This window comes from Neptunomonas sp. ABH4_499, assembly GCF_056160565.1.
Genome location: NZ_JBSWXK010000004.1, coordinates 221,618 through 234,034, shown reverse-complemented (window position 1 = coordinate 234,034; position 12,417 = coordinate 221,618). Strand labels below are relative to the sequence as shown.

Below are 12,417 nucleotides of genomic sequence, written 5' to 3'. Positions count from 1 at the left end.
TCGGATAAACTGATCGTCTTAACGGCGACGAATGATTTGAGGATGTTATGAAAAAGCTATTCGTATCGGCCGCGCTTTTGTGGCTATCGGTTTCAGCGGTTGCGGCCGAAGTGCCCGAAGAGACGATCCGTGAACAGATTAAAAAGATCGACCCCAATATTCCGGTCGAGTCGATTGAAGCGGCACCGATGGATGGCTTTTTTGAAGTCACTTTGGGTAGCGGCGAAGTCTTATATGTGGACAAAGCGGGCGAGTACTTCCTGCTGGGTAAGTTGTACCACTTAACCGACGAAAAAGGTTTTGTCAGCCTGACGGATCAGAAGCAAAACGCATTGCGCGCTCAGTTGCTCGGCGAGCAAAAAGATGAAGATATGATCGTCTATAAAGCCGAAGGCGAAGAGAAAAACATCGTGTACGTCTTCACCGATGTGGATTGCCCTTACTGCCGCAAACTTCACGATGAAGTTCCAAAGCTGCAAGCGAAGGGTATTACTGTTAAGTACCTTGCGTATCCGCGCCAAGGGCCGGGTTCTCCGGTGTACCACAAAATGGCGGGTATCTGGTGTGCTGAGGACCGAAATCTTGCGATGGATGAGGCGAAAGGTGGTAAGCCTGTGAAGCCGTCCAGCTGTGAAAACCCAGTGAATCAGCAGTTTGAATTGGGTCAAAAAGTGGGCGTGACAGGCACCCCGGCTATTTTGACCACAGAAGGTAAGTTGATCCCAGGCTATATGCCGGCCGATCGATTGGAAGCGATGCTAAACGCCGACTCTTAAGGGGCGCAGTATCCATAACGAAAAGAGGGTTAAAGCGCCCTCTTTTTTATGCCTGAGTTCCCGCCCTTTGGATGGTGGCGTTATCGGTTATTGGGTATAATGCTTGGCCATTTTGTAAACACCCTGTGTGGTGTGATCCGTAGGGATGACTCTCTTGTTAACAGCGAGGTAAGGTTTTGAAACCGGTAAAAGTAGGTATATGTGGTCTGGGCACCGTCGGTGGCGGTACTTTCAACGTTCTGCAACGCAATGCGGACGAGATTGCTCGTCGTGCCGGACGCCAGATTATTGTTGAGCAAATTGGTGCTCGTCGTGATAACCCTGCTTGTACTACGGATGGCATTGCCATTACCCGCGATATTTTTGAAGTAGCAACCAACCCAGAGATCGACATCGTTGTTGAACTGATCGGTGGCTACGATGTGGCCTACAAGTTGGTGATGACGGCCATCGAAAACGGCAAGCATGTCGTGACCGCGAACAAAGCCTTGATTGCTGTGCACGGCAACGAAATCTTTGAAGCGGCGCAAAAACACAACGTATCGGTGGCTTACGAGGCGTCCGTGGCCGGTGGTATTCCGGTCATCAAAGCGATCCGTGAAGGTTTATCGGCCAACAGCATCAACTGGTTGGCGGGTATCATCAATGGCACGGGTAACTTCATTCTGACCGAGATGCGCGATAAAGGCCGCGATTTTGCCGATGTACTGGCCGAAGCTCAGGCGCTGGGCTATGCCGAAGCAGACCCTACGTTTGATGTTGAGGGGATTGATGCGGCGCATAAGCTGACGATTCTGGCGTCCATCGCATTTGGTATTCCTTTGCAGTTTGACAAAGCATACACCGAAGGGATCAGCAAGATCACGACGGAAGATGTGCGTTACGCCGAAGAGCTGGGCTACCGCATCAAGCACTTAGGCATCAGTCGTCGCACCGAAAACGGTGTGGAACTGCGTGTGCACCCAACCTTGATTCCTGAAAAAGCATTGCTGGCCAATGTAAACGGCGTTATGAACGCGGTGATGGTTGATGGTGACGCGGTTGGTCAAACGCTTTATTACGGTGCTGGTGCCGGCGCAGAGCCGACCGCATCGTCTGTGGTGGCTGATGTGATCGACGTTGTTCGTGCTTTGGCGGTGAATAACGAAAGCCGTGTTCCACCCTTAGCGTTCCAGCAAAAAGAGCTGTCAGATATGCCGGTTCTGCCGATGAGCGAAACCGATACCTCCTACTACCTGCGTATGCAGGCGGTTGAAAAACCAGGTGTGTTGGCAAACATTACGCGTATCTTGGGCGATAACGGCATCAACATCGAGGCGATTGTTCAGAAAGAAACCGCAGAGTACCAAGTTCCGGTGATTCTTCTGACCCAACGCGTTAAAGAGGAAACGATGAACCGCGCCATTGAAGCGATCGAAGCGCTGGATGACATCGTCGGTCAAGTTACGCGTATCCGTGTAGAGCAGCTTTAAGGTTAATTAGGTAGGTTTTTTGTCATGAAATACATCTCAACACGTGGCCAAGCACCGGCTCTGAATTTTGAAGAAGTTTTGCTAGCAGGCTTGGCCTCTGATGGCGGCTTGTACGTTCCAGAAACATTACCGACCTTCTCTCAAGAGGAGATCGCAAGCTGGGCAGGCCTTTCTTACGCAGAATTAGCGTTCAAAGTGATCTCGCCGTTTGTGAACGAGTGCATCGACGATGCTGATCTGAAAACCATGATTGATGAGACCTACGCAGGTTTCAATCACTCTGCAGTTGCACCGTTAAAAGAGCTGGGCACTAACGAGTGGGTTTTAGAGTTGTTCCACGGCCCAACGTTGGCCTTCAAAGACTTTGCATTGCAATTGCTGGGTCGTTTGATGGATCACGTTCTGGCTAAGCGTAATGAACACCTTGTGATCATGGGCGCAACGTCGGGTGATACGGGCTCTGCTGCGATTGAAGGCTGCCGTCACTCTAAACATGTGGATATCTTTATCCTGCACCCACACAACCGTGTATCGGAAGTGCAGCGTAAGCAGATGACAACCGTGCTGGCTGACAATGTTCATAACATCGCCTTGGAAGGTAACTTTGACGATTGCCAAGAGATGGTCAAAGCCAGCTTTGCTGATCAGTCTTTCCTAAATGGCATGAAGTTAGGCGCGGTAAACTCGATCAACTGGGCGCGCATCATGTCTCAGATCGTTTACTACTTCTCAGCATCTTTGGCGGTGGGTGGTCCTCATCGTCCTGTCGCGTTCTCGGTACCCACCGGTAACTTTGGTGACATCTTTGCAGGTTACCTGGCAAAACAGATGGGCTTACCGATCACTCAGCTAGTCGTGGCAACCAACCGAAACGACATTCTGCACCGTGCGATTGCTGGCAATGATATGTCTAAGCAAGAGTTGGTTCATACCTTGTCTCCGTCGATGGATATCATGGTGTCATCGAATTTTGAGCGTATGCTGTTTGATATCTACGATCGTGATGGTGCAGCCATCAACGACTTGATGGGCCGCTTCAAAACCGAATCGGTTCAGCTGGACCCCGCTCGTTGGGACAAAGTACGCGATCTGTTTGACAGCTTTGCGGTAAACGATGATCTGACGTGTCAGACCATTGCCGACGTCCACGCGGAAACCGGCTACCTGTTGGACCCGCACACCGCGATCGGTGTGAAAGCGGCGCGCGAATGTAATCGTGATAAAGCCTTTCCGATGATCACGTTGGCAACGGCGCACCCGGTGAAATTCCCGGATGCGGTGTTGAAAGCTGGTTTGACGTCCCCTGAACTGCCTGCTCATATGACAGACCTGTTTGAGCGTGAAGAGCGCCTAACCGTGCTCGATAACGACATCAAAACGGTTCAGGACTTCATCGCGAAAAATATCGGCTAATTCAGCTAGGTTTCGCTTATTGAAAAAGCCCGAGCAATCGGGCTTTTTTGTTTGATCGCATTTACTCGGTACCCTGCTTTGAAACGAGTCACTATCCAACGTCGACCACAAGGGCCTTCTGACTGGCCGGTTTTGTCTGAATTTCCAAAAACGTTGGGGCGTATCTATGCCAGCCGCGGCATTCAATCCAAAGAGGCTTTGGGCCGAAACCTCAATGAGTTACTCCCAGACCGTGAGATGATGGGCGTTGAAGGGGCGGTAGCGCGCTTGGTAACAGCGGTCAAAGCAAACGAGCCTATTTTAATCGTCGGTGACTTTGACTGTGATGGCGCAACCAGCACAAGTGTTGCGGTATTAGGCCTTCGCATGATGGGCTGCCAGAGTGTGGATTACCTCGTCCCCAACCGTTTCGAGTATGGGTATGGACTCAGCCCTGAAATCGTCGATGTTGCTTATAACCAGAACGTTACTCCCAAGCTGCTGGTCACTGTGGATAACGGCATCTCCAGTATCGAAGGCGTTGCCAGGGCCAATACGCTGGGGATGGATGTGGTGGTGACCGACCACCACTTGGCCGGGGATGCATTGCCGGATGCGGTCGCCATCGTTAATCCGAACCAGCCAGGCTGTGCGTTTCCGGCAAAGTCGACCTGCGGTGTTGGGGTGATCTTCTATGTCCTCATAGCCCTTCGAAGAGCGCTCGTGCAAGAGGACTGGTTTGCCAAAGAGGGCCTGCCCTTACCCAATTTAGCAACCCTGTTGGATTTGGTGGCGTTGGGCACGGTGGCCGATGTGGTACCGCTTGAGCACAACAACCGAGTCTTAGTCCACCAAGGTTTACAGCGTATCCGCGCCGGCCAAGCGCGTCCTGGTTTGCTGGCTTTGATCGAAATATCGGGCCGTAGCCGAGGACGCCTAGTGGCCAGCGACTTAGGCTTTGCGATCGCCCCGCGCTTGAACGCCGCTGGGCGTTTAGAGGATATGTCGATCGGCATCGAATGCTTGCTCAGCGATGACCCTGCTACGGCACGTGAACTTGCAGTGATGTTGGATCAGCTCAACTTGGAGCGTCGCGGCATCGAGCAAGAGATGCAACAGCAGGCGTTGGCGATTCTCGACAGCATCGCACTGGACCCTGATAAGCTGCCGTACGGACTGTGTTTGTACGATGAACTCTGGCATCAAGGAGTCATCGGTATTTTGGCGTCCCGCATTAAAGATCGTACTCACCGGCCGGTCATCGCGTTTGCGCCAGGGGATGATGGCCTGATAAAAGGCTCGGCGCGCTCCATTCCGGGATTGCACATCCGTGATGCATTGGATGCTGTTGCAACTCAGCATCCTGATCTGATTCAGAAGTTTGGGGGCCATGCCATGGCGGCGGGCTTAACACTAAACCCAGGGGCTATAGAGGCGTTTCAGGCGGCTTTTGATCACGTCGTACGTGGTCAGCTGCGAAAAGAAGACCTCGATCAAGTGCTGGAAACAGACGGGCCACTCAGTAGCGATGAGATGACACTTGAGCTGGCCGAAGGGTTAAGAGCGGCAGGCCCATGGGGGCATCATTTCCCAGAGCCATTGTTTGATGGCGAGTTTCGAATTTTACAACAGCGTATTGTGGGGCAGCGTCACTTGAAATTGATGCTGATGGACCCAAAAACCGGCTTTAATGTCGATGCGATCCACTTTAATGCCGATACACAGTGTTGGCCCGATGAATCGGTAGCCGAAGTCAGAGTGGTCTACAAGCTGGACGTGAACGAATTTCGAGGTCAGCGCTCAGTGCAGCTGCTGGTCGATTACATAGAACCGCTTACGCTAAAGCCTTTGTCATAGCGTGAGATGATCAGGAGAATCCAATGAACGATCTAACCCTTACCGAGCTGAATACCTTGGTGTCAGTTTTTGAAAAAGCGCCTTCGTTAAATGCCGAGGAGCAATCCCTGTTCGATCGCATCAAAGCGGCTCAGTCAGAGCGTGAAGAGCTTGAAAACATGGACTTTGATGACTGTGTGGGTGGTGCGTGCAAGCTGTAACTCCGTTTTACATCGGTGCCCATGTCAGTGCCAGCGGTGGTGTGGAAAACGCGCCGCTGAACGCAACCGAGATCGGCGCCAATGCCTTTGCGCTGTTCACCAAAAACCAACGTCGTTGGGAAGCTAAACCCCTGACCAGCAAGAGCATCGAGCAGTTTAAGCGCCGCTGTCAGGTGCACGGTTTCTTACCAGAGCAGATCCTGCCGCACGACAGTTATTTGATTAACCTTGGGCATCCTGAAGCGGAACCGCTCGAAAAGTCGCGCATGGCTTTTTTGGATGAGATGCAACGCTGCGAGCAGTTGGGGTTGTGTTACCTGAATTTTCACCCAGGAAGCCATCTGAAAAAGATGAACCCTTTCGAGTGTCTGGATCGAATCGCCGAATCGATTAACTGGGCGTTAGATCAAACCAAATCGGTCATAGCCGTGATCGAAATGACCGCAGGGCAAGGCAGTAATCTGGGGTTTTCGTTCGAGCAGATACGCCAGATCATCGACGGTGTGAAGGATAAAACACGTGTCGGTGTGTGCATCGATACCTGTCATATCTTTGCAGCTGGCTACGATCTGAGAACCTTTGAGTCATCCAAAGCGGTATTTGAAGAGTTTGATCGCATCATCGGGTTTGAATACCTCAAGGGGATGCATCTTAATGACTCGAAAGGGGTGTTAGGTTCCCGACTGGATCGACACCACAGTCTAGGACAAGGTGAGATCGGTCTCGAAGTCTTTAAATACATCATGCAGGATGATCGCTTTCGCGGTATTCCGTTGGTGCTTGAAACCATCGATGAAACGATCTGGGCGGATGAAATTCAGCTGCTTCGATCCTTCTCCGTTTCTAATCCGTAGCCGATTGGCATCGCACTTTATTATTTTATGTAAAGTGCGATCATATCGGGCTTTTTGCTCCTTTTTTTGCCGCTCGGTTGTGCTACCTTTAACTAAAACTTTCATGATGAAAGCCGATACAGAATGATGGTTAACATAGTCACGATTTGTATTGTTTGTAGGGATAGTTAGCACTTCATGGATATCATCATTGGCGTAGTACTCCTGATCGCTTTGATCAGTGTCGTAGGAGTGGCCTTAAAACAAAGGCTTGAACACCGTCGGCAAACTGAGCGTTTAGCTGAGGCTGATAGACGCCTAGAGATTTTGCGCTCTTTGCTCGATTCAAACCCGAATCACATCTATGCCAAAAGCCTAGACGGTCGTTACATCGAATTCAACACGGCTTTCCAGCAGTACATCGGTCGTCCCGCCTCTGACATCATGAACAAGACCGTAGAAGATCTCTTTGGTGCTGAAATTCAGGAGATCATTAACGAGCATGATCAACAGGTCCTCAAGCAAGGCCACCCAGTGGTCAAAGAGGAGTGGGTTGATGGCAGTACCAACGGCGCGCGCCTCATCGAGTGTATTAAAACCCCTTTGAAGAACAGCCTCGGTCAACCGATCGGTATTATGGCCATGAACCAAGATATGACCGCGCGTTATATCGAGAACTCATTGCTTCGCCACCATGGTCGTATCCACGATATGATCATTCGAGGCCTGTCACTTGGGAATATCCTTCGAGAGATTGTACAAGGCGTTGAGTTTATCTGCCCTGGCAGCGCATGCTCGATCCTATTGCTCGATAAAGACAAACAGCACATCAAGTTGGGGGCTTCCTCCCCCAGTTTGCCCGCGTATTTCGTGAAAGCCACCGAAGAGATCGAAGTGAAAGTAGGGGCTGGCGCCTCAGGCACGGCGGCGGCCACTGGCGAGACGGTGATCATTGATGATGTCTCGCAGCACCCTTATTGGAAGCCTTACTTAGAGGTCTCGATCAAGGCCAATGTGAAAGCGTGTTGGTCACACCCCATCTTTGATTCAGAGAATCATATTCTAGGCTCATTAACCATTTACCTTCGTAACTCTCAACAGTTTGATGATCAGTGGCGGGCTATGCTTGAAGGGTCATCTCGCCTTGTGACACTTGCGTTAGAGCGAAAACAGGTCGAGGGAGATCTACAAAAACTCTCCCGGGCGGTCGAACAGAGCCCGACCATGGTTTTGATTACGGATCAAAATGGCTCGATCGAATACGTGAACGAGGAGTTTACTGAAGTCACGGGCTACAGCTTAAATGAGATTCGCGGCCAAAAGCCGTCAATTTTAAATACCGGCGAATCCCCCAAAGAGTTTTTCAAAGAAATGTGGGAGACCATCCGCGATGGTGAAGATTGGCATGGTGAGCTTCGAAATAAAACCAAATACGGCAAGCCATATTGGGCGACGTTATCGATCTCACCCATCTTGGATGAGCGGGGCGAGATTACACACTACATTGGTGTGAGTGAGGATATCTCAAGCCAAAAAGCGGCCCAAGCGCAGATCGAAGAGTTGGCCTTTTATGACCCATTAACGCGCCTAGGTAATCGTCGCTTGTTCCGTGAGCAGGTTGAAACCGAGCTGAAAAAGGCCGCCCGCAACAACGCGCACCTTGCGCTCTTTTATCTGGATTTGGATAACTTTAAGCAGGTGAACGATACGTTAGGTCACGATGTGGGGGATAAGTTACTTCAGTCCATCGCGGACCGTATGCGTGCGACACTGCGTCACTCCGATATGATCGCCCGTTTAGGGGGCGATGAATTCATCGCTTTACTCCCTGATGTGTCTGGGCCGAATGAAGCGAATGTGGTTGCGAAAAAACTCTTAAAAGCCTTGTCTCACCCGGAAACCTTGGGGTCGCACGTGGTGAAAGCCACCGTGAGCTTAGGTATCACGATGGCTCCGCAAGACGGTGATACGTGGTCGGTCCTGATGAAAAATGCAGACCTTGCGATGTATCGTGCCAAGCGCATGGGGCGGAATAACTTCCAGTTCTTCACCCCAGAGATGAACTCTGAAGTGGTCGCGCGTGCGACCATGGAAACGGAGATTAAACGCGCCTTGATCGAGGGGCAGTTTAACCTTCATTACCAGCCGCAATTTTCTTTGCACGGTGAGTTGCAACCCGTCTGCCTTGAGGCCTTGATCCGTTGGAACCATCCTGAAAAAGGGTGGATTTCACCCGGCGAGTTCATCCCAATGGCCGAGGAGCTTGGCCTGATCGTAGAGGTCGGTGCTTGGGTCATCAATGAAGCGTGCCGACAAGCTAAATGGATGGAGTCTCAGGGGAATTACAGCCGCGTAGCGGTAAACTTATCCATGCGGCAATTCTTTGATCCGGGCTTATTAGACTCGATTCGCGATGCCATGTATCGTCACGACGTAAAGCCAGAGCGCTTGGAGTTTGAGATCACCGAATCCATGATCATGGATGACGCCAATCAAGTGATCGAAACCTTGCACAACTTGAAAAGCTTGGGTGTTTCTCTGTCGATTGATGATTTTGGTACCGGGTATTCATCCCTCAGTTACCTTAAAAAACTGCCGTTTGATTACTTGAAAGTGGATGCCTCGTTTGTTCGAGACATTCCTCATGATAAGAGTGATATGGAGATCACCTCCGCGGTGATCGCGATGGCGCATAAGTTAGGTCTTCGTGTTATCGCCGAGGGGATCGAAACGCACGAGCAGCTGGCCTTCTTACGTGAAAACCAATGTGAGATGGGGCAGGGGTATTTGTTGGCTCGTCCAGCGCCGATGGAACAGATCTTGAACAAGCTGGATGTGGAGCTGGGCGAGGTTGAAATCACTACGGATATTGATCAGTAATTACCCATTTGTCATCGCTGTGTCATAACCGTCCATTAGAGTGGTGTGATTGATGGTTTTGTGTGAAGATTATGATCTTACCTTTGTCGCAGCTCTCCGATTCGGTTGAGTCCTCAATCGGATTTACGTTATCCGAAGTCCTAAACCGCCGCTTAATTTACACGGTCTTCCAGCCGATTTATGACCTTCAAGAAGGTGATATCTTCGGCTTTGAAGCCTTGTCGCGTGGACCTGAAAACAGCAATCTGCATCTGCCAGATCAGCTCTTTAATGCAGTGGCTGAAACGGATGAGCACGAAGCGTTAGAGCGTCTTTGTCGAGAACAAGCGCTAGAAACCTTCTCTAAGCTAAAACTACCCGGAAAGCTGTTTCTTAATGTGAGTGCTTCGCTACTGAACTCGGTGCATCATCCACATGGGGTTACGGTTTCCTTGATGAATGAACATGGGGTGGATCAATCCCGTGTGGTTATCGAGCTGTCGGAAAAACACCCTTACGATCATTGCGGCTTGAATCATGGTTCTGTGGAGCATTACCGTGATATGGGCTTTAGCATTGCAATTGATGATTTGGGGGTTGGGTATTCAGGCCTTCGCTTGTGGTCGGAGGTACAACCGGAATACGTTAAGATCGATCGCCATTTTATTACTCAAATTGAAAAGAATCCGGTAAAGCGTGAGTTTGTGCGCTCTATTGTTGCGATTGCGCAAAGTCTGCATTGCCAAGTCATTGCAGAAGGGATCGAAACCGTCGCTGAGCTGGATCTGTTACTGGAGCTTGGCGTTACCCGTGGGCAAGGTTTTTTGTTGGGCCGCCCCGTTACCCGCCCTGAACCTGTGAAAAACAAGCTGCTGTTATCGCGAGCCCGTCGTCAGGCTCAGTATCGATCTCAAGATGGCAGTGAAGCCGTGCTGACTCTGTGCCAAGTGGTTCCGACCATCGAGATGGGCCATACCTTAGGTAATGTCGGTGAGTTATTCCGCAAGCACCCTGAACTGATGTCGGTTCCCGTTACTCAAAACGGCGAGCCTCAGGGGGTGATCCGCCGTCATGACCTTTTGGAGCTCTTTTCAACACAGTACGGTCGCGCCTTGTACGAGGGCAAGTCCCTCAATAAATTGCTCAAAACCGATGTGTTAGTGGTGGACAGTCTTGTGAGCTTGGCCGATGTGTCCAAGCAGTTAACCCAAACCAATGACAGTCTGTTGACCCATGATATTTTGATCGTGCAAGACGGCAGCCTGCTTGGGGTAGCAAGTCTTCGAGATCTATTGAAACGCATCACAGAGCTTAAAGTCCGAAACGCGACCTACTCGCACCCTTTAACGGGCTTACCTGGCAGTGTACCGATCAACCGAGAGGTGGATCGACGCTTATCCAATGCCATGGATTTCCGTCTTGCCTACATCGACCTTAACCACTTTAAAGGCTTCAACGAGGCTTATGGCTATGCCAAAGGGGACTTGGTGATCCAGCGTCTTGGGGCTTTGCTTAAACAGCATCTGACCAGTGTGGATAACACGGTCGGCCACATTGGCGGAGATGATTTTGTGGTGATCATGGGCTGCGATGATTGGCAGTTGCGCCTTGAGCGCATTTTAGATGCGTTTGAGGATCAAATTTCGGATCTGTATGACCCGCAAGATTTAACGCGTGGCGTCATCCACATTGAAAATCACGATCAAAACCCCCAGATATACCCATTGCTGAGCATTGTGATCGGTGTGGTGCACCCTGACCCTTACAGCTGTCAAAGTCATCTTCAGGTGGCCGAATTGACGGCCGATGCCAAACAGCAAGCCCGCCAACAAGAGGGGCATTCGTTGTTTGTCTCTCGTCGTCGTAAACCGCGCTAACCCGCCCTCGGTTACTTTTCGCTTTCACACTCGATTGCTATAGTGGCTCCTTATTGAATAAGGAGCCCGGCATGAGTCAGGATTGGACACCGAAGTTTTCCGCTGCTGATGCGATCATCGAAAAAGACGATGTCATCTGTGACAGTTTTTATCAGATGCGTCGTGTCACGATTCGTCACCAACGCTTTGAAGGGGGCGATGTCGCCATCACACGCGATCTGTTCTGGCGTCCGGATGCGGTGTGCGTATTGTTGTTTGATCCGTTAAAAGACAGCGTTGTATTGATCGAGCAGTTTCGGGTTGGCACCATCGATCACCCAGAAAGCCCTTGGCTGTTGGAGTTGGTTGCAGGCCTTGTTGAACCTGGTGAAACCCCAGAAGAGGTCGCGTACCGCGAGGCGATCGAGGAGGCCGGGGCATCCCTGTTAGCGCTTGAGAAGATCAGCCGCTTTACCCCAAGCCCAGGTGGCGCACGCGAATACATTGATCTTTACTGTGGTTGTGTGGACAGTCAGAAGATCAGCGGTGTGCATGGTCTTGAATCCGAAGGTGAGGATATCCTAGTGCATCACTTCAGCTCCGAACAGGTGTTTCGGATGGTGCAAACGGGGGATGTGGATAACGCACCTGCCATCATTGCGATTCAATGGCTACAATTAAACAGAGCACGATTGTTACAAGAGTGGAGCAAACCCAATTTTGAGTAAACGTAAGTATGTACCCGATTTGACGCGACAAATGGCGATTTGTGATGCCAACTATGTGCGTATCATGAAGCTGATGCCTCGCATTGATCAGGACGATGTGCGCGAGTTTCGCGTGCGTGTTTCATCAAGCGTTGCGTATGTGCGTCTTCGGGTCGTCGAACGTTTTACCTACACCGCTACCTTGGAAGTCTCCCAAGAGAGCCGTCGCTCCCTTAACTGGTTAGAGTCGCCATCCCTAGTGGTACGTTTGTACCACGATGCCCAAATGGCCGAGGTGATCTGTATGAAACGCCGGAAGCAGTTAAGCGGCGTGTACCCCTACCCGAATCGAGAGATGCACCACCCTGATGAGAAGATCCAACTCAACGACTTCTTGGGCGAGTGGCTAAGCCACTGCCTTGAGTATGGCGAGGAGATGGAGCCTGTGTACAACTTGGATTGATG

The 12,417-nt window shown here is 50.8% G+C and carries 10 protein-coding genes; all 10 read left to right on the top strand.

Features of this window, described 5'->3' with window-relative positions; genetic code table 11:
• The first annotated feature begins 47 nt into the window (after window positions 1-47).
• The 10 genes from ACXAF9_RS05980 (at window position 48) to ACXAF9_RS05935 (ending at window position 12,415) form a co-directional block, all read left to right on the top strand.
• Window positions 48-776: a DsbC family protein gene (locus tag ACXAF9_RS05980; RefSeq protein WP_475071639.1), complete on the top strand. Its 729-nt coding sequence runs from the start codon at window positions 48-50 to the stop codon at window positions 774-776.
• Between the two features lie 176 nt (window positions 777-952).
• Window positions 953-2,248 carry a homoserine dehydrogenase gene (locus tag ACXAF9_RS05975; RefSeq protein WP_475071637.1) on the top strand — a complete coding sequence of 432 codons (1,296 nt, stop codon included), beginning with the start codon at window positions 953-955 and terminating at the stop codon, window positions 2,246-2,248.
• Between the two features lie 24 nt (window positions 2,249-2,272).
• On the top strand, window positions 2,273-3,661 hold the full coding sequence (gene thrC / locus ACXAF9_RS05970; RefSeq protein WP_475071635.1) for a threonine synthase: 1,389 nt from the start codon (window positions 2,273-2,275) through the stop codon (window positions 3,659-3,661).
• Between the two features lie 78 nt (window positions 3,662-3,739).
• Window positions 3,740-5,497 (top strand): single-stranded-DNA-specific exonuclease RecJ, encoded by a 1,758-nt coding sequence (gene recJ, locus ACXAF9_RS05965; RefSeq protein ID WP_475071632.1) that lies wholly within the window; start codon window positions 3,740-3,742, stop codon window positions 5,495-5,497.
• Window positions 5,498-5,520: 23 nt separating this feature from the next.
• Window positions 5,521-5,697: a hypothetical protein gene (locus ACXAF9_RS05960; RefSeq protein WP_475071630.1), complete on the top strand. Its 177-nt coding sequence runs from the start codon at window positions 5,521-5,523 to the stop codon at window positions 5,695-5,697.
• Entirely contained in the window at window positions 5,685-6,551 is an 867-nt protein-coding gene (gene nfo, locus ACXAF9_RS05955) for a deoxyribonuclease IV (RefSeq protein WP_475071627.1), read from the top strand. Before ACXAF9_RS05960 ends, nfo begins: the two co-directional genes overlap by 13 nt.
• A gap of 177 nt (window positions 6,552-6,728) precedes the next feature.
• Window positions 6,729-9,410, top strand: a complete 2,682-nt coding sequence (locus ACXAF9_RS05950) for an EAL domain-containing protein (protein ID WP_475071624.1) — start codon at window positions 6,729-6,731, stop codon at window positions 9,408-9,410.
• Window positions 9,411-9,481: 71 nt separating this feature from the next.
• The gene (locus tag ACXAF9_RS05945) at window positions 9,482-11,266 is read left to right on the top strand and encodes an EAL domain-containing protein (protein WP_475071766.1); all 1,785 of its coding nucleotides are present in this window, start codon (window positions 9,482-9,484) and stop codon (window positions 11,264-11,266) included.
• A gap of 71 nt (window positions 11,267-11,337) precedes the next feature.
• On the top strand, window positions 11,338-11,973 hold the full coding sequence (locus tag ACXAF9_RS05940; RefSeq protein WP_475071621.1) for an NUDIX domain-containing protein: 636 nt from the start codon (window positions 11,338-11,340) through the stop codon (window positions 11,971-11,973).
• Window positions 11,966-12,415 (top strand): DUF1249 domain-containing protein, encoded by a 450-nt coding sequence (locus ACXAF9_RS05935; protein WP_475071617.1) that lies wholly within the window; start codon window positions 11,966-11,968, stop codon window positions 12,413-12,415. Before ACXAF9_RS05940 ends, ACXAF9_RS05935 begins: the two co-directional genes overlap by 8 nt.
• The last annotated feature ends 2 nt before the right edge of the window (window positions 12,416-12,417 follow it).